19 protein-coding genes are annotated in these 16475 nt (G+C 60.0%); 9 read left to right on the forward strand and 10 right to left on the reverse strand.

Translation table 11 applies throughout. The annotated features are described in order from the left end of the window. The first annotated feature begins 118 nt into the window (after nucleotides 1-118). The 5 genes from BJP07_RS11340 (at nucleotide 119) to BJP07_RS00225 (ending at nucleotide 3576) form a co-directional block, all read left to right on the forward strand. On the forward strand, nucleotides 119-385 hold the full coding sequence (locus tag BJP07_RS11340) for a GNAT family N-acetyltransferase (protein ID WP_255365866.1): 267 nt from the start codon (nucleotides 119-121) through the stop codon (nucleotides 383-385). A 75-nt stretch (nucleotides 386-460) separates the two neighbouring features. After that, on the forward strand, nucleotides 461-1462 hold the full coding sequence (locus BJP07_RS00210) for an ABC transporter substrate-binding protein (RefSeq protein ID WP_071565509.1): 1002 nt from the start codon (nucleotides 461-463) through the stop codon (nucleotides 1460-1462). A gap of 2 nt (nucleotides 1463-1464) precedes the next feature. Next, on the forward strand, nucleotides 1465-2448 hold the full coding sequence (locus tag BJP07_RS00215) for an iron ABC transporter permease (protein WP_071565510.1): 984 nt from the start codon (nucleotides 1465-1467) through the stop codon (nucleotides 2446-2448). Then, entirely contained in the window at nucleotides 2448-3218 is a 771-nt protein-coding gene (locus BJP07_RS00220) for an ABC transporter ATP-binding protein (RefSeq protein ID WP_071565511.1), read from the forward strand. Before BJP07_RS00215 ends, BJP07_RS00220 begins: the two co-directional genes overlap by 1 nt. A gap of 28 nt (nucleotides 3219-3246) precedes the next feature. Next, nucleotides 3247-3576, forward strand: coding sequence for a helix-turn-helix transcriptional regulator (locus BJP07_RS00225; RefSeq protein ID WP_071565512.1), 330 nt, complete (start codon nucleotides 3247-3249; stop codon nucleotides 3574-3576). Here BJP07_RS00225 and BJP07_RS00230 read toward each other — a convergent pair whose 3' ends face one another. From BJP07_RS00230 to BJP07_RS00265, 8 genes are all read right to left on the reverse strand, one after another. Next, nucleotides 3577-4455, reverse strand: a complete 879-nt coding sequence (locus BJP07_RS00230; protein ID WP_071565513.1) for an urease accessory protein UreD — start codon at nucleotides 4453-4455, stop codon at nucleotides 3577-3579. It lies immediately after the preceding gene. A 4-nt stretch (nucleotides 4456-4459) separates the two neighbouring features. Next, complete coding sequence (ureG, locus tag BJP07_RS00235; RefSeq protein WP_071565514.1) at nucleotides 4460-5080, reverse strand: urease accessory protein UreG; 621 nt, start codon at nucleotides 5078-5080, stop codon at nucleotides 4460-4462. A gap of 22 nt (nucleotides 5081-5102) precedes the next feature. Further along, nucleotides 5103-5819, reverse strand: coding sequence for an urease accessory protein UreF (locus tag BJP07_RS00240; protein ID WP_071565515.1), 717 nt, complete (start codon nucleotides 5817-5819; stop codon nucleotides 5103-5105). Further along, nucleotides 5800-6273, reverse strand: a complete 474-nt coding sequence (locus BJP07_RS00245) for an urease accessory protein UreE (protein ID WP_071565516.1) — start codon at nucleotides 6271-6273, stop codon at nucleotides 5800-5802. The genes BJP07_RS00240 and BJP07_RS00245 overlap by 20 nt, the downstream gene beginning before the upstream one ends. 100 nt (nucleotides 6274-6373) lie before the next feature. Further along, nucleotides 6374-8086 (reverse strand): urease subunit alpha, encoded by a 1713-nt coding sequence (ureC, locus tag BJP07_RS00250; RefSeq protein ID WP_071565517.1) that lies wholly within the window; start codon nucleotides 8084-8086, stop codon nucleotides 6374-6376. Nucleotides 8087-8119: 33 nt separating this feature from the next. Continuing rightward, entirely contained in the window at nucleotides 8120-8428 is a 309-nt protein-coding gene (locus BJP07_RS00255; RefSeq protein ID WP_071565518.1) for an urease subunit beta, read from the reverse strand. A 13-nt stretch (nucleotides 8429-8441) separates the two neighbouring features. Beyond that, the gene (locus tag BJP07_RS00260) at nucleotides 8442-8744 is read right to left on the reverse strand and encodes an urease subunit gamma (protein ID WP_070362895.1); all 303 of its coding nucleotides are present in this window, start codon (nucleotides 8742-8744) and stop codon (nucleotides 8442-8444) included. 132 nt (nucleotides 8745-8876) lie between these two features. Then, nucleotides 8877-10052 (reverse strand): DMT family transporter, encoded by a 1176-nt coding sequence (locus BJP07_RS00265; protein ID WP_071565543.1) that lies wholly within the window; start codon nucleotides 10050-10052, stop codon nucleotides 8877-8879. 481 nt (nucleotides 10053-10533) lie between these two features. Between BJP07_RS00265 and BJP07_RS00270 the strand changes: the two genes are divergently transcribed. Then, on the forward strand, nucleotides 10534-11463 hold the full coding sequence (locus BJP07_RS00270) for a cation diffusion facilitator family transporter (protein ID WP_071565519.1): 930 nt from the start codon (nucleotides 10534-10536) through the stop codon (nucleotides 11461-11463). Here the strand turns inward: BJP07_RS00270 and BJP07_RS10905 are convergent. After that, on the reverse strand, nucleotides 11460-11825 hold the full coding sequence (locus BJP07_RS10905; protein WP_143109610.1) for a hypothetical protein: 366 nt from the start codon (nucleotides 11823-11825) through the stop codon (nucleotides 11460-11462). The two genes, BJP07_RS00270 and BJP07_RS10905, sit on opposite strands and share 4 nt — an antisense overlap. Before the next feature lie 54 nt (nucleotides 11826-11879). Here BJP07_RS10905 and BJP07_RS00285 point away from each other — a divergent pair, with 54 nt between their 5' ends. From BJP07_RS00285 to BJP07_RS00295, 3 genes are read left to right on the forward strand one after another with little or no spacing between them, the layout of a single operon-like run. Then, complete coding sequence (locus BJP07_RS00285) at nucleotides 11880-13331, forward strand: DASS family sodium-coupled anion symporter (RefSeq protein WP_071565522.1); 1452 nt, start codon at nucleotides 11880-11882, stop codon at nucleotides 13329-13331. Further along, nucleotides 13332-15242 (forward strand): sensor histidine kinase, encoded by a 1911-nt coding sequence (locus BJP07_RS00290; RefSeq protein ID WP_083583955.1) that lies wholly within the window; start codon nucleotides 13332-13334, stop codon nucleotides 15240-15242. Continuing rightward, nucleotides 15217-15696, forward strand: coding sequence for a response regulator (locus tag BJP07_RS00295; protein WP_071565523.1), 480 nt, complete (start codon nucleotides 15217-15219; stop codon nucleotides 15694-15696). Before BJP07_RS00290 ends, BJP07_RS00295 begins: the two co-directional genes overlap by 26 nt. On the opposite strand, the gene BJP07_RS00300 is transcribed toward BJP07_RS00295, so the two are convergent. Next, a complete protein-coding gene (locus tag BJP07_RS00300) occupies nucleotides 15693-16475 on the reverse strand; it encodes an ABC transporter ATP-binding protein (RefSeq protein ID WP_071565524.1) in 783 nt (260 codons plus the stop codon). The genes BJP07_RS00295 and BJP07_RS00300 overlap by 4 nt on opposite strands.

Consider the following 16475-nt stretch of genomic DNA (forward strand, 5'->3'; position numbering starts at 1 on the left):
GCTGTTCAAACTCCGCGTCGACGTCTTCGTTGCCGAGCAGCACTGTCCCTACCGGGAGCTCGACGAGCGTGACGCGCACCCGGACACGCTGCACCTGCTCGCGTGAAACGGTACTGATCTGGAGGGCTGCGCTCGCGTTTTTCCCACCGAGGAGGGTTCTCGGTTCGGCAGGTTTGTTGTTGCCCCGAGCGCCCGCGGCACGGGTCTTGGGCAGCGGATCGCGCAAACAGGTATCCAACTCACGGAGCGTTGGCCGGGCGACCTGATCGTCGAGGCACAATCTGGCCTGGTCTCCTACTACGAGCAGTTTGGCCTTGTCGCGGAGGGCGAGGAGTTCCTTGACACTGGCGTTCCGCACCGTGTGATGCGTCTTCGCCGTTCATAAATATTTTCTAGCTTTTCCTAAGGTTTCGCGCTAGTCTCATTCTGTCACATAATTGATTATTTGAAAGGATGCGTAATGCGCGCAATTTCCGCGGCTCTTGGCTCTGTTCTCGTTGCAGGGCTAGCCCTTACCGGCTGCAGCTCTACGGATGAGCAGGCTCCGCAAGCACAGTCTGACTCGGCCATCACCATCGACAACTGTGGTACCGAGGTCACTGTGGACGGCCCAGTGCAGCGTGCGACCACGCTCGAGCAGGGCGCAACGGACACCCTGCTTCTGCTTGGCGCTAAGGACCAGATCGCTGGCTACGGTCACCAGAAGGACCTGCCACCAGCAGGCTTCTCCCTCGACGGCCTGAAGGAAATCAGCCCGTCGGTCCCGAACTCTGAGCAGCTGCGTGACGCTGACACGGACTTCATTTTCTCCCCGTTCGAGCTGAACTGGCGCGCTGACGCCGCAGGCACCCGTGAGGAGTGGGCAAAGGTGGGCGTCGCCACCTTCAATCCGAACAGTGAGTGCCCGTCCTACGGCGACAACAAGGGCAAGGACTCCTTCCAGCTGATTGCGAAGGACCTCGAGGACCTGGGCAAGCTCTTCGGCCGCGAGGAGGAAGCGAAGAAGCTTATCGAGAAGCAGACCTCCGAGCTTGAGAACGCGAAGCAGGCGCCTGAGGGCACCACGTTCATGCTGCTCTACTCCTCTGTTGGCGGCTCCCCATATGTCGCTGGTGGCCCGTCGATCGTGACCAACATGGGCGAGCGCACCGGTATGACGAACGTATTCGCCGACCTGAATGAGGAGTGGCCACAGGTCTCGTGGGAGGCCGTCGCTGAGGCTGACCCGGACGTGATCATCCTGGCGGACCTGCCTGGCCGCGGCGAGCCGGGCGATAAGTGGGAGGAGAAGGTCGCTGACCTCGAGTCCACCCCGGGCACCAAGGAGATGAAGGCAGTCAAGAACAACATGTACATTGTGGTTCCTGGCGTCGCTACCTCGGCTTCGGCTCGTTCCTACGAGGTTGTGCAGAACATCTCGAAGGCGATTGACGACGGCCTCTTCGACGAAGCAACCAAGTAACTGTGAAGAAGACTGTCACTGTTTCAGCCATCGCGTTAGTACTGCTGGTGCTCGCGATGGTTTGTTCTATTCCGATTGGATCAAGCTCGCTCAGCTTTGCTGAGCTTCGCGGGATTTTTGATCCTGCGTTGCCCGCCCCTTCCCCGCTGCGTATGTCTATTCTGACGGAGCTTCGCATCCCTCGCATCCTGATGGCTGCGATGGTCGGGGCGATCCTCGCGGTGTCCGGTGTGGCGATGCAGGCCATCACCCACAACGACCTCGCCGAGCCCTACCTGCTGGGTATTTCCTCGGGCGCTTCGACGGGCGCTGTCGTAGCGATCCTGTTCTCCACCTGGCAGTACGGCATCATCGCCGGTGCTGCGGTGGGTGCGCTCGTGTCCTTTGGCATGTTGATGCTGCTGCTGCGCAATAGCGCCGCCGACGCCGCGCGTGTGGTGCTGACCGGCGTGCTGATTGGGTTCCTGTTCCAGTCACTGACCTCGCTGATCGTCACCGCGTCCGGAAACGCCGAGTCGACCCGTGGCATCATGTTCTGGCTGCTCGGCGTGCTTAGCGCCGCCCGCTGGTACACCGTGATTGCCGTCTTCATCGTCGGCACCATCGGCATAGTGGCGTTATGGATGATGTCGCGCTACCTGGATGCGCTTTCCCTCGGTGATGCGACGGCGTCCACGATGGGCATCCCGGTTGTGGCGCTGCGCTACGCGGTACTGGTCGCGGTATCGCTGATGACGGCGGCTACGGTTGCGTCCGTCGGCGCAATTGGATTTGTGGGCCTGATTGTTCCGCACGCGGTACGCATGATTTCTGGTCCGCGGCACGCGAGCCTGATCCCGATTTCCGCGGTAGTCGGCGCTATCACGCTTGTGGTGGCCGACGCCATCGCCCGCGCCTTGTTCGCCCCGCAGGAACTGCCTGTCGGCGTGATCACCGCGCTCATCGGCGTCCCTGCGTTCTTCTTGATCCTGCGGAGGAAGCACTGATGTTAGAAGTCAAGAACCTCGAAACGGGCTTCCCTGGCACGACCATCTTGAGCGATATCTCGTTCGAGCTGGACGCCCCGTCCGTCATCGGGCTCGTCGGGCCGAATGGCTGCGGCAAGTCCACGCTGCTCAAATCAATTGCCGGAGTGCACCCGTTCACGGGTGACATACTTTTCGACGGCAAGCCTCTCCGCGACTACCCCCGCGCCGAGCGTGTGCACGTGCTGTCCTACGTGGCGCAACACTCCGGCGACAAGATCCCGCTCACCGTGCGTGAGGTGATCCAGCTTGGACGCAGCGCCGGCCGCGGACCGTTTGCACAGGCCGAGCCAGAGGATGAGGAGATTATCCTCCACGCCCTGCGGCACGCGGACCTCGAAGGCATTGTGGACCAGAAGATGTCGGAGCTCTCCGGCGGTCAGATCCAACGTGCCATGGTGGCTCGCGCGATGGCGCAGCGCTCTAAGGTGATGCTGTTGGACGAGCCCACGAACCACCTCGACCTGCATCACCAGTACAAGCTGATGAACATGCTCCGCCACTTGTCTCGTGAGCACAACACAGTGATCGTGTTGGCGATTCATGATTTGGCGCTCGCCGCTCGCTATTGCGATCGCCTGTTGTTGCTGCACGACAAGCAGCTCAAGGGCAACGGCGCGCCAGACGATGTGCTTACACCAGCAATCCTCGAGAATGTTTTCGGTGTGAGCGGTAACCTAGACCGAGATGGCCAGGACATCCCGGTGCTGCACATTTCCCATCCGGTGTAGTGAAAACGATTCCAGAAAGGTTTCAGTAGTGGCTCAGTCAGTAGATTTCCCCCGTTGGACCGGGATTTTCAAGATCCTCGGGGACCAGACCCGGTTGACACTGCTTGCTGCGATCCACCATGCTGGCCAGCACAAGCTCACTGTGACCGAGCTTGCAGAGGTCGCAGATCTGCGCATTGCAACTGCTTCCGCCGCGTTGCGCGCGATGGAAAATAATGGCACGGTGTCATCGAAGCGCGACGGCCGCAGCATTTACTACGCCATCGCAAACGATGACATCCACGAGCTTTTGCACTGGATAGGTGCGGGCCATGCCCACGATCATGGGCATGGCCCGGATACGGCCAGTAGCAAGTAACTAATACTGGCGCAGGTCGATCGGCCCCTGGCCGCGCGTCTCGATGCGAACCACGTTCGCTGCCGCCTTGATGATGCGCATCAGGTCCTCTGTCCAGTCAGCAACACCGCGAAGCACGAAGCCTGGCACTTCGGTCTCTGTGACCGAGGCGCTCGCGGTGCCCTTGCCTTCCAGGGAGTTACGCACAGCGTCCCTGACCTTCTCCAGGAGCTCTGGAGTCATGTTCGGGTCGATGCAGATCGCTGTTGCAAAGTGGGTGTGCTGGCCCAAGAAGGATTCCTTCACCTCGTTGAAGAGTTCCTTCGTCGGCTCGATGCGCACGTTGTCCACCACAGCAAGCTTGCCGTCGACGCGCACAACGTTACGCAGATGCGCCTGCTTGTACAGGAACTGGCCACCGTCTGGGGACCAACCCGGTGTGACGATGTCCGACATGAACAGCTGCGATTCCGCGTCCATGTTGACGGTGATCTGCTGGCGGAAGTCCGCCTCCCGGTACAGAATCAGCTGGTCCGGGATGTACTCCATCACTGCGTTGCCGTGCAGGGTGAACTCCACGTTCTGCACGACGTAGTCGTCCGGAGTACGGTAGACCTTCGCCGCGGACTGGTCCGTCAGGAGCACGGAGGAGTTCGGCTCCACTTCGACTTCCATCCGGTACACGTCGCCACCAACGTATCCCCCGCCGGGGTTGGCGATGGTGTAGTAAACCTGACCAGAGTCATCCAGGTAGTGCGGGCGGATGATCTTGAAAGCGCCCTTGTGGTACTGCCGCTTCGCTACGGACTTGGTACCGCCAATACCGATACCGAGCTCCAGTACACCAGTTTCCTCATGCGGCGGTTCGTGGGTGAAGACCGCGCTTGACTCGCCCCACATCAAGCTACGCCTTGTTGTCGAGATCTTGCATGAGCACATCTCGACGAATCCACTCGATGACCTCGTCAAGGCCTTCGTCGGTCTTGAGGTTGGTCAGCACGAACGGCTTCTCGCCACGGAACTTCTTGGAATCGTCCGCCATGACCTGGAGGTCAGCACCGACGTACGGGGCAAGGTCCGTCTTGTTAATCACGAACAGGTCGGACTTGATCATGCCCTGGCCTGCCTTACGCGGGATCTTTTCGCCCTGGGCAACGTCGATAATGTAAATCGAGAAATCCACGAGCTCCGGAGAGAACGTTGCGGACAGGTTGTCGCCACCGGACTCCATGAACACCAGCTCCAGATCCGGGTGGCGGTTCAGCAGCTCTTCGTAGGCGGCCTCGTTCATCGAGGTGTCTTCACGAATAGCGGTGTGCGGGCAGCCACCGGTCTCAACGCCGATGATGCGGTCCTCGGGCAGCACGCCGTCGCGAGCGAGGATGCGTGCGTCCTCGGTGGTGTAAATATCGTTGGTAATCGCGGCCATGGAGATCTCTCCCTCAAGGGCGCGCGTAATACGCTCAATAAGCTGCGTCTTGCCGGAGCCAACAGGGCCACCGACACCGATCTTAATAACTGACATAATTCAACATTCCTTCCAAGGTTTAAGACATAAACATTCGCGAATGCAGGAATTCGTGCTCCATCTGCGCGATTTCCATATCTGGCGCCGCTACACCCAGGTCGTGGATCGTGTGATCCATGGTCACCGCGGCGTAGCGCGATACCCAGGCATACACTCCGACGAGAAGTCGTTGCCCAGCGTCCTGGCCGAGCGGAATCGCACGGATAGCGTTCTGCACCATCGACGTCGCCAGCTGCATGAGGTACGCCTCGACAGCGGTGTACTCCTCCACACCAGCTGCGCCGAGCACCAGCCCGAACGCGATGCCGGGGTTGCCCTTGTACTCACGGGCAGCAAGCCCACGGTCGTACTCGGTGACGAGTGCATCGCTGGCGTCGACAATCTTGGCGACTTTCGACATGCGCCGACCCATCGACTGCATCGCGGCACGCAGCTCCTTCGGCGTCTGCGTCGCGTGCACCAGGGCATCAAGCTCAGCGAGCTTTTCGACGCGCTCCGCCTCCGACAGGCCAGACTGCTGCAGCTCGATCGCGAAGCGAGCCGCGAGGGCGTCGTTAAATGTGGCCTGGTATAGGTAGCCACGCAGCCATGTCGCGAACGTGTCGGCGTCGTGGATGGTATCGCGCTGCAGGTACGTTTCCATGCCCGCGGAGTGCGCGAAGCCACCAGTCGGCAGTGCGGAGTCGGTAAGGTGCCAGACGACGAGCTGGCTGCGGTTAGTGGGTGTGCTCTGCATGACGGAACGCCTTCGGCATCACGTATTCACCGCGGTGGTAGGACACACCGGTGTGCTGGATATGGTGCTCGACGGTGTGGTCATAGCGCACGACCATAACATCCTTATCGAACGCGTTCTCGCCCGCGGCGAAGAACTGCGCCTGGAGGTGACGGTTACCGAGCGCGTGAGCAACCTCGAGGGCCTCGCGAATAGTCGCCGGTTCGATCACCAGGACGTCGGAAGCCTCGATCTTTGCGACGATGAGTGTCTCCCCCTCGCGGGCAAGAATGTCGCCATCGACGAACTCACGGAAGTCACTGTTGAGACGGATGCCGAGTTCGGTGCCCTGTTCGGTGGTCACGCGCTGGATGCGCTTGACGCGGGATTCGTTGTCGAACACGACGTAATCGCAGTTCGACGTATCAATACCCTCGGTGGTATTCACGTTGCCGAGAATCTCAGTAACGATCATTTTACGATAAGTACCTTTCGTTAATTTTTTGGTCGCAGAAATTAAAAAGCGAGCTGAGGCAGCATGTGCTGCCCCCGCTCGCCTCTGCTACTCGTCCACCTTAGAACAAGAAGTAGCGCTGTGCCATAGCCAATTCTTCAGCTGGCTCGGAGTGGATTTCCTCACCGTTGACGGTCAGCACGTAGGTCTCCGGATCAACCTTGATATCAGGCGTTTCGGAGTTGTACTTCATGTCTGCCTTGGAGAGATTGCGGATACCCTTCGCCTCGACGAACCGGCGGTTCGTGTTCAGCTGGTCCGGCACGCCGGCCTCGAATGCGGCCGTCGGCAGGAACGTAACGCTGGTGCGGCGCACAGCGTCACCGTACGCTGCGTAGGAGTAGCGCATGGTGCGTGGCTGCGGCGTCGGGATGGATGCGTTGGAGTCGCCCATCTCTGCGCGTGCGATGTAGCCGGACTTCAGGACGAGCAGTGGCTTGACACCGAAGTGTGCTGGCTCCCAGACCACCAGGTCAGCGAGCTTGCCCTCTTCAACGGAACCGACTGCGTGCGCGATACCGTGAGCGATTGCCGGGTTGATGGTGTACTTGGAGACGTAGCGCTTGATGCGCTCATTGTCATTGCCCTCGGAGTCGCCCTCGAGCGGACCACGCTGCTGCTTCATGCGGTCAGCGACCTGCCAGGTGCGCAGCACAACCTCGCCGACGCGGCCCATTGCCTGGGAGTCGGAGGAGGTGATGGAGAGAATACCCATGTCGTGCAGGACGTCCTCCGCCGCGATGGTCTCCTTGCGGATACGGGAGTCTGCGAACGCCACGTCCTCCGGAAGGTCCGGGTTCAGGTGGTGGCAGACCATGATCATGTCAAGGTGCTCTTCCAGCGTGTTGTGGGTGTACGGCAGCGTCGGGTTCGTCGATGCCGGAAGGACATTTGCGTGTCCAGCCAGCTCGATGATGTCCGGTGCGTGGCCACCACCAGCACCCTCGGTGTGGAAGGTGTGGATGACGCGGCCGTCGATTGCCTTGACGGTGTTGTCCACGAAGCCACCCTCGTTCAGGGTATCGGTGTGGATTGCGATCTGGACGTCCATCTCGTCCGCGACCTTGAGCGCGTTGTCGATGGAGTTTGCGGTGGCACCCCAGTCCTCGTGGATCTTCAGGCCAATTGCGCCAGCCTTGATCTGCTCACGCAGCGGGTTCAGCGCGGAAGCGTGGCCCTTGCCCATGAAGCCGACGTTGACCGGGAAGTCGACGGAAGCCTCAATCATGTGCTTGATGTTGGTCGCACCGGCGGAGACGGTCGTTGCGTTGGTGGAGTCGGTTGGGCCGACGCCGCCACCGATAAGGGTGGTGGTGCCGTTGTCCAGCGCAGCCAACACCTGCTCTGGAGAGATGAAGTGAATGTGGGTATCCACTGCACCAGCGGTGACGATCTTACCTTCACCAGCAATAACCTCGGTTGCAACGCCAACGACGATGTCGATGTCGTCCTGGATATCCGGGTTGCCGGCGCGGCCGATCTTGAGGATCTTGCCGTCCTTGATGCCGATGTCGGCGACATAGATGCCGGTGTAGTCAATAATGATCGGGCCGGTGATAACGAGGTCCGGAATCAGTTCCTCGCCGGTGACGCGGGAGTTCTGTCCCATACCGTCACGGATAACCTTGCCACCACCGAAGTTGACCTCTTCGCCTGGCTTCAGCAGGTTCTTCTCAACGCGTGCGATCAGCGAAGTGTCCGCGAGGCGGACACCGTCGCCGGTGTGTGGGCCGTAAAGCTCGGCGTACTGACGCCTATCCATCTCATATGCCATTTTGTTCCCTTCCTTAAAGCTTTCGTATTCCGTTTACTTGACTGGGCCGTTGACCTTGCCGTTGAAGCCGTGAACTTCGCGCTTGCCGCCGAAGTCGATGAGCTCAACGGTGCGGGAATCGCCTGGCTCGAGACGGGCTGCGGTGCCCGATGGGATATCGAGGCGCTTGCCCATCGCAGCTTCGCGGTCGAACTCGAGAGCGCTGTTGGCTTCTGCGAAGTGGAAGTGGGAACCGACCTGGATCGGGCGGTCGCCGGTGTTCTTCACCTCGAGCGTGATCGATTCGCTGCCTTCGTTCAGGATGACCTTGCCTTCAGTGATGAAGTACTCGCCTGGAATCATGGATAGTCTCCTTTTATCGGATTGGGTTGTGGACAGTGACAAGCTTGGTGCCGTCAGGGAAGGTTGCCTCAACCTGGACGTCAGAGATCATCTCTGGAACGCCTTCCATGACGTCGTCACGGGTAAGTACCTGGATGCCTTCAGACATCAGCTGCGCTACGGTCTTGCCGTCGCGGGCGCCCTCCATGAGGTAGTCCGTGATGAGCGCTACCGACTCTGGGTAGTTCAACTTCACGCCACGCTCCTTGCGGCGACGTGCCACATCGGCAGCAACCACGATGAGCAGCTTTTCCTGTTCGCGCTGGGTCAGCTTCATTTCTTCTCCTTGCTCGTTGACGATGATTATTCGATTATTTGCCGATGCCCCGCCTGTCCTTTCAGAACAGACGGGGTTCGGGTTTTCACTGTAGTTGTGAAATCTTGAGGTTCGCCCCGAACCTACTCCGAATTAGTGGTGATGGTGATGCTTCTTCGGGTTATCCGAGGCTTCTTCCGGTGAATGTCCGGGCGCTAGTCCCTCTCTGATGAGTTGTTCATCGAGTGAATGATCGGGATTTTCGTGGTCCGGTTTCATCTTCGATTTTGTAAACATTGTGAACAGTCCGTTCTGGTATGCCACTGTACCCAAAATCAGGAAGATACCGACGATCTGGAGTACCGATGGGATCTCGCCGAACAGCGGAGCTGCAATGATGACGGAGGTCACCGGCGAGAGCAGCAGGATACCTGCAGACAGGGTCGGGTCGAGCCAGACCGTGCCGTACTGGACGAAGGTCCATGCCAGCGCCTGGCCGAGGATAGCCAAGCAGATGAGGTTGAACCAGTTCCAAGTCGTCAGCGCGTCGCCGACGGTGTGCTCAGGGTCAACCAGTGGGAGCTGTCCGTCAATCAGGACGCCGTTCACAAAGTCGAATCCCTTACGCGGCGAGATGAAGAATGCCACGATTGTTGGCGGGATAGCCTGGGCAGCCATCGTGTACATCATCGGCTGGACGTAAAGGTCCTTGCGTGCGGAGGTACCAGCCTTGCGGGAGAGGTAGAGGTAGAACGAGTAGCACACACCGGAGGTCAGGCCGAAGATGGTGCCCAGCGTCGCGGTCTTGATGCCGTAGATGGTTTCTGGACCACCGGATGCTTCAGCTGCTTCGAAGACGCCACCGGTCAGCATCACGCCGACAGCCATGATCGGGACAAGGATCAGGAAGACTGGCGGAATCTTGTACTTATCAAAGACTGCCGTAAGCATCGGCACGATAATGACCTGCAGGTTCAGCAGAATCGCGGCAATACCAGCGCCTACGTAGAAAATGGAGTAGTTCCAGCACGTGAAGTCCACACCTAGGAAGAGGCCGGAGGCAATGGAGAGCATGATGCCCTTCTTGCTCAGCGACGCTTTCTTGCGGATTTCCATAACACCGAACGGGATCAATACGAGGCAACCGATCACAACACGCAGGAACGCCTGCGTCGCCGGATCCATGTTGGTAGCCTTGACCCACAGTGGGGTGCCTGCAAGGAACGCGGTGCCGAGAGCGAGGAACAGCACCGCCTTGCCGTGACTGACGGGTTTAATCGGCGGACCCTTGATGTCCGCTGCCATAGAGGCGCTAGAAGTATTTGACATGCCAAACACCATACATTCCTGGCAAGAATTCAGAATTCGTTAAGGCCCTATTTGCATACTTTACGTCCCATAGCATATATATCCCCTCTCCGAGCGACTTTATAAAAGTTACATTCATATTTTTATACATTTCGTTTACCCCTTAATTAGGGTAGTCCCTACCAGTACAAACGTACTGCCATCTGGAATTTTCCCAGAAATACCACAGGAACAGCCCTGAAATATTAAATTTCAACCCCCCGCTTGACCTTCTGCTGTTCAATTGTTTGTTTGACCATTTTATACTTTCTGTTTCATTAATTTATAAATCAATTATCAAATATTCGGTTGTTTGTCCTTAAGGTATATCTCCGTTTTGATAGGCCATTGCCGGGGCAGGATGACATCGCTTCTCGCAGATCTCCGCCAATCGATCTCCCATTCCCCACTCCCCGGCTGCTACGATATTGCAGGTCAATTTGGGAAAGGCGAAAGAACAGCGATGCCACTGTCCGAAATAAACACCGAGCGCAAACAGGAACAGCGCCGCCTCGAACGGTTCATGTGGCTCTCGATTGCCGCGTCAGTCCTCACTATTGCGCTCAAGGCAGCCGCAGCTGGCGTGACCGGATCAGTTGGCTTCTTGTCCGACGCCATCGAATCCGTCATTAACTTGATCGCTGCACTCGTGGGCCTGTGGGCACTCAAACTTTCCGCGAAGCCCGCGGATGAGAACCACAACTTCGGCCACGCCAAAGCGGAGTATTTTTCCGCACAGGTGGAAGGCTCACTCATCTTGGTTGCATCGGTGGCCATTATCTACACGTCGGTGCAACGCATCCTGCATCCGCAGCCGGTTGAACAGATCAGCATCGGCCTGGCGTTCTCGGTTGCTGCGACCGTGTTGAACCTCGTAGTCGGCGTTGCGCTGGTGAAGGCTGGAAAGAAGTACCGCTCTTCAACGCTAGACGCGGACGGCCACCATCTCCTCACCGATGTGTGGACCACGGTAGGTGTCATCGTCGGCATCGCGGCAGTCTGGCTGACCGGCTGGCAGCTGCTCGACCCCATCATCGCGTTATGCGTCGGCTTTAATGTTCTCTTCACCGGCTACCGACTGCTCAAGGGCGCCGTCCTCGGCTTGCTCTCGGAAGCGCTGCCGAAGGATGAGCTGGAGAAGCTCCACGGCTTCCTCGATAGCTACGCTGCCGCGCACGACGTCGAATTCACCTCGGTGCGTACCGCCGCCTTTGGCCGCGACCGGCTTGTCAGCATCGTCGTTCAAGTCCCAGGCGACTGGACTGTGGCGTACTCCCACGATCACGCCGACGCCATCGAGGACGGCATCACCGAGGCTATCGGCGAATCGGAGACAATCGTGCACGTGGAGCCTGCTGGCTACCACACTCGCACCGGACCGATCTGGGCTTAGGACCCATCTTCAGTCACTGACGCGTACTGCTCGCTGAGCTTGTCTGCCTCAGTGACATAAAACATTGCGCGCTGCCCCATCGACTCGTCGCGCTTGTCGGTGCGGGCCTGCAAGTCTTCGATTTCGGACTCGGGAACACCGATGCCGCGCATCTCATCAGTCTTCGTCCAGATGGCAACGATGGCGTCTTCGAAGGCGGGCTCGTCCATCACGCCCGGATCGGACTCTGACTCTGACGAGGCTTCCTCCGAAGCCGGTGGCGTGGGGTTTTGCTCGAACGGTAGTGGTTGGGTGGTGCACGAAGTGGCCGTCGATAAGCAGGTGGCGGCCAGTGCTACGGCGAAAATCTTTGAGTGTTTCATTCTGATTATCCTAACCTCCCAAATTCGCTGGTCATACGATTAGGATACAAAGGTATGGCTGTACAGCATGGAACGATTCCACCACCGGCGCTCCAGCAGCGCACCCCGTCACTTTCGAAGAAACAGTGGGCGGGCCTGATTATTGGCGTGGTACTCTTCGCGCTACCCTTCCTTTTCAGCATTCCCGGGCTCGAGGCACCAGGCCAGCGGATGCTCTCGATTTTCCTCCTGGCGATCGTCTTTTGGATCCTCGAGCCGATTCCGCTGACCGCGACCGCCGTGCTGGTCATCTTCCTCGAGGTCATCCTGCTCTCGAAGGGCGCTATCGTCGACCCGACGGGTGGCGTCGAGGCGTTGAAGGAGACGGTGCTGCCCGCGTCTGACTACTTTGCGGCGCTGGCGAACCCCGTCATCATCCTGTTCCTGGGCGGGTTCATGATTGCGCATGGCGCTGAAAAGTTCGGGCTGGACAAGAACTTGGCGGCGATCATGCTGCGGCCGTTCCCCGACAAGGCGCGGCTCACGGTGCTTGGGATCATGCTCATCACCGCGGTGCTCAGCATGTTCATGTCGAATACGGCGACGACGGCGACGATGTTTGCCGTCGTCATTCCCATTCTTCGTACGCTGCCGGCGGGCAAGGTACGGGCGGGTGTGGCGTTGTCCATTCCGCTGGCTGCCAACGTTGGTGGCATCGGTACGCCGGTGGGAACGCCGCCGAACGCGATCGCGATTGGCGCGCTGGCGGAATACGGCATCAGGGTGTCGTTCGTGCAGTGGATGCTGCTCGCGGTCCCGTTCATGCTGGTGGTGCTGGCGCTGGCTTGGTTGTTCCTCTGCCTCGTCTTCATCCCTGCGGAGACACGGATTTCGATCGAGATGGACGCGTCCTGGGATACGTCGACAAACGCGAAGCTGTTTTACGCGGTGGCGGGGCTGACAATCGCCCTGTGGATGAGTGAGCCGCTGCACGGTGTCTCCTCGAACGTCGTCGGGTTCTTCCCCGTCGTTGCGCTTTTGAGCCTCAAGGTGATGAAGGGCAAGGACGTCCAGGCGCTGGACTGGCCGGTGTTGTGGCTGGTCTCCGGTGGTATTGCGCTGGGCACGGGTGTTGGGGCGACTGGCCTGGACGATTGGCTGGTTGGCTCCGTGGATTGGAAGGTGCTCGGCCCGCTGATGATTTTGGTGCTGCTGGGCCTGATTGGTTTTGGCATGGCGAATGTCATTTCCCACTCGGCGGCGGCGAACCTGCTGGTGCCGTTGGCGGTGTCGCTCGCTGTCACCCTTTCGGAACCAAGCCCGTTGCTCATCGCGGTGGTTGTGGCCATTGCGTGCTCGCTGGGTATGTCGCTGCCGATTTCTACCCCGCCGAACGCGATCGCGTACGCGACGAAGGAAATCTCGATTCCGCAGATGGCGCTGGTTGGCTTGGTGGTGGGCACCGTGGCCACGGTCCTGCTGATCCTGGTGATGCCTTCACTTTGGACGTGGATGGGGTTGCTGTAGATGATTCCGCACTCGAAAATCGCGGTGATTGGCGCTTCGGAGTCCTCGCGCACCGTGCAGAGCATTGTCCGCGACGCGTTCGGGGGCACGCACACGGTACTCACCTTCCCTTCGCTCACCGATCTGCCGCGGACGGATGACCTCGCGCTCATCACCGTCACAGTGCACGAGCATGGGCTGACCGCTGATCATCCGCTCGTCGAGTTTCTTCACGACGCCCACTACGAACACACCCGCATCATCGTATTGACCACCGCTCCTTCTGTGTCGGGCCTTGACCGGCTCAGTGAGCTGGGCAGGCTGGACATGCTGGTGTACACGCCGGAGATCCACGAGGACGCGCTCGCGCGGAACCTGCAGCAGCAGCTGACGCGGTATTGGGCGTCGCGCTACCGTGACAGTCCGGAGCTCGCGGCCCAGTACGACCAGCCGGCTGCGCCAGCGCTGGATGTGGAACTGACCAATGAGGAGATTGTCGGGCGCATCATTGACGCCGCGGACCGCCACCTTGGGCGCCAACCACGCCTGGTGTTCCCTCCCGGGGTGAACCTGACCACGGAGGGCAAGGAGGTCGAAGAGGTCATCTTGACCATGTCGGGCGATGTGGTGCTGCAACGCACCACGGACGCGGGAGACATCACGATGCACCGTGGCTCGACGGGCCTGGTCATCGGGTTGTTGGCGCTCGCGGGCACGCGCGTCGGGTTCTTCACCGCGCGGACTACCACAGAGGTCACCGCGGTGCAGCTGCCGATGGACCAGCTCAACTACCTGCTCGACATCGCCCCCGGCCTGGACCGCTTGCTCGCGGTGTTGCTGGTGCGTTCCTACGACCGGCGTCTGCGCCGCTCCGAAGACAGCCAGGTCCACCAGCACGAGATGACCGTGGAGCTAGAACAGGAGCGGGCCCGTCTCAGCACCGCGCTTCGGAACCTGGAGGAGGCCCGCCGCGAGTTGATGAGCCAGGCGAGGTTCGCCTCGCTCGGTGAGCTGGCGGCGGGAGTTGCCCACGAGCTCAACAACCCGATGGCTGCCATTGAGCGTACGGCGGCGCATCTCGGAGAGGACGTCGACAAGCTGCTTGCGGCGAGCCCGAATCGGCGGTGGCGCGAGGGCGTGCTGAAGGCGTTCGAGCAGGCGAAACTGGCGCCCTCGGTGAGTACGAAGGAGGCGCGCAGGCTGCGGCGCGAACTGGCGGAGGTCATCGGGGATCGCGCGCTTGCGCAGCGCTGGGTGCTCGCCGGGCTTCACGACGCCACCTTTGCCAAGCAGGTTGCGCGCTCCCGCAAACTTGACTTCGAAACTATTGAGCGCGCCGCGGCGATCGGCACTGGGGTGCGCAACCTCTCTACTGCGGCGACCCGCATCACGGAGCTTGTCGCCTCGCTGCGCTCCTACGCGCGGCCTGACGGCGACCCCGTCACCGACGTCAACATCCACGAGGGTATCGACGACACCCTCCGCCTCATCTCGCACCGACTCGACCACGTCGAGGTCATTCGCGATTACGCGGAGCTGCCCCGCATCACGTGTATGCCTGGCCAGCTGGCCCAGGTGTGGACGAACCTGCTGACCAACGCGGCCGAGGCGATACAGGACACGGGCGTTGGCAGCACAGTCACGATCCGCACGAGTGCGCCTGAGCCGGGCTGGATCGAAGTCGACATTATTGACGACGGCCCCGGCATCCCCGGCGAGCGCCTCGAGCAGCTCTTCGAGCCACGGTTTACCACGAAAAACGGCCAGGTGCGCTTCGGGATGGGGATCGGCCTGAGCGTGTGCCGCAGCATCATCAATAAGCACCACGGAACCATCACGCTGGAGTCCTCCCCGCGGGGCACCCAAGCCAGCGTTCGCCTACGTATCAACGGACCAAGGAGACACCATGAACCTCACCATTCTGATTCTTGAAGATGAAGCCGAAGTGCGCGCCGCCCTTGAGCGCGACCTACTCCCCTTCGCAGACGTCGTTCGCCTGGAGGTTGCCTCCAGCGCCGACGAGGCCTGGGAAGTGATCGACGAGCTCAGCGACGACGGCGATGTCCTCGCACTCGCCCTGTGTGACCACCGCATGCCCGGCACCACCGGGGTGGAGTTTTTAGTGCAGATGGCACAGGACCCGCGCACCGCAGCGACACGCAAAGTGCTGGTCACCGGCCAGGCGCAGCTCGAAGACACCGTGCACGCGGTCAACGAGGCCGACCTGGACTACTACATTGCCAAACCGTGGGATGCTGAGAACCTGCACAGCGTGGTGCGCGCCATGCTGACGGATTACGTCGAGGCGTTGGACATTGATCCGCTGCCCTACTTTGAGGTGTTGGACCAGCAGCGGGCGCTTTCCCTGACCCGCCACCGGGACTAGTCGAGTGACGTTGGGGCGTGCTCGGGCGGGATCTTCGGGTGGTCGAGGAGGTCGAACCCGAAGAGGATCCGGTCCTTGACGCCTGCCAGAATCGCCTCGACGGAGTAGACGTCACGGAATGTCTGCTTCGTGAACACTTCGGCAGGTGTTCCTTCGGCGTAGATCTTGCCTTCGTGGAGCACGATGATGTGGTCCGCGAAGCGCTCGATCAGGTCGATCTGGTGCAGGCTCACTACCGTCGTGATGTTGCGCTCAACCGTGAGCGCCTTGATTTGGTGCAGGATTCTGTATTGGTTTTCGATGTCGAGTGCGGACGTGGGCTCGTCGAAAAGCAAAATGTCTGGCCGCTTGACCATGGCCTGCCCGATGAAGACTTTTTGGCGTTGGCCGCCGGACAGATTGCGGATGGCGACGTCGCGCAGGGGCTGCAGCTCAAGCATGTCGAGTACTTCGTTGACGTCGTCGACGTCCTCTTGCGTGGTGCGGATCCCGAGCTTGGCTACTTTTCCGATCATCACCGTTTCAAACACTGTAAACGGTAGGTCGCCTTCCGTGTGCTGGTTCAGGTACGAAATGTTGCCGGTGGTCGTAATCTCGCCAGTGACTTTCTTGCCGCGGCCAGGCTTGCCTGAGCGGGCTATCGACGTCATCAGCGTGGTTTTACCTGCGCCGTTGCGCCCCATCAACACGGTGACCTCACCAGGCTTTGCCTGGAAGCTGATGTTGTCGATGATCTGGCGGTCGCCATAATCAAAGGAGAAGTTGTTGACCGTGATCAT

Origin of the sequence: Corynebacterium sp. NML130628 (assembly GCF_001875665.1) — a bacterium.
In the GTDB taxonomy this organism is placed as follows: Bacteria; Actinomycetota; Actinomycetes; order Mycobacteriales; family Mycobacteriaceae; genus Corynebacterium.

Excerpts from the sequence above, each read along its gene's own strand:
- BJP07_RS00210 (WP_071565509.1), top strand. The coding sequence starts at position 461 with ATGCGCGCAATTTCCGCGGCTCTTGGCTCTGTTCTCGTTGCAGGGCTA.
- BJP07_RS00220 (WP_071565511.1), top strand. The coding sequence starts at position 2,448 with ATGTTAGAAGTCAAGAACCTCGAAACGGGCTTCCCTGGCACGACCATC.
- BJP07_RS00230 (WP_071565513.1), bottom strand. The coding sequence starts at position 4,455 with ATGTGGGGCGAGTCAAGCGCGGTCTTCACCCACGAACCGCCGCATGAG.
- ureG (WP_071565514.1), bottom strand. The coding sequence starts at position 5,080 with ATGTCAGTTATTAAGATCGGTGTCGGTGGCCCTGTTGGCTCCGGCAAG.
- BJP07_RS00240 (WP_071565515.1), bottom strand. The coding sequence starts at position 5,819 with ATGCAGAGCACACCCACTAACCGCAGCCAGCTCGTCGTCTGGCACCTT.
- BJP07_RS00245 (WP_071565516.1), bottom strand. The coding sequence starts at position 6,273 with ATGATCGTTACTGAGATTCTCGGCAACGTGAATACCACCGAGGGTATT.
- ureC (WP_071565517.1), bottom strand. The coding sequence starts at position 8,086 with ATGGCATATGAGATGGATAGGCGTCAGTACGCCGAGCTTTACGGCCCA.
- BJP07_RS00255 (WP_071565518.1), bottom strand. The coding sequence starts at position 8,428 with ATGATTCCAGGCGAGTACTTCATCACTGAAGGCAAGGTCATCCTGAAC.
- BJP07_RS00260 (WP_070362895.1), bottom strand. The coding sequence starts at position 8,744 with ATGAAGCTGACCCAGCGCGAACAGGAAAAGCTGCTCATCGTGGTTGCT.
- BJP07_RS00265 (WP_071565543.1), bottom strand. The coding sequence starts at position 10,052 with ATGTCAAATACTTCTAGCGCCTCTATGGCAGCGGACATCAAGGGTCCG.
- BJP07_RS00270 (WP_071565519.1), top strand. The coding sequence starts at position 10,534 with ATGCCACTGTCCGAAATAAACACCGAGCGCAAACAGGAACAGCGCCGC.
- BJP07_RS10905 (WP_143109610.1), bottom strand. The coding sequence starts at position 11,825 with ATGAAACACTCAAAGATTTTCGCCGTAGCACTGGCCGCCACCTGCTTA.
- BJP07_RS00285 (WP_071565522.1), top strand. The coding sequence starts at position 11,880 with ATGGCTGTACAGCATGGAACGATTCCACCACCGGCGCTCCAGCAGCGC.
- BJP07_RS00290 (WP_083583955.1), top strand. The coding sequence starts at position 13,332 with ATGATTCCGCACTCGAAAATCGCGGTGATTGGCGCTTCGGAGTCCTCG.
- BJP07_RS00295 (WP_071565523.1), top strand. The coding sequence starts at position 15,217 with ATGAACCTCACCATTCTGATTCTTGAAGATGAAGCCGAAGTGCGCGCC.
- BJP07_RS00300 (WP_071565524.1), bottom strand. The coding sequence starts at position 16,475 with ATGATCACGGTCAACAACTTCTCCTTTGATTATGGCGACCGCCAGATC.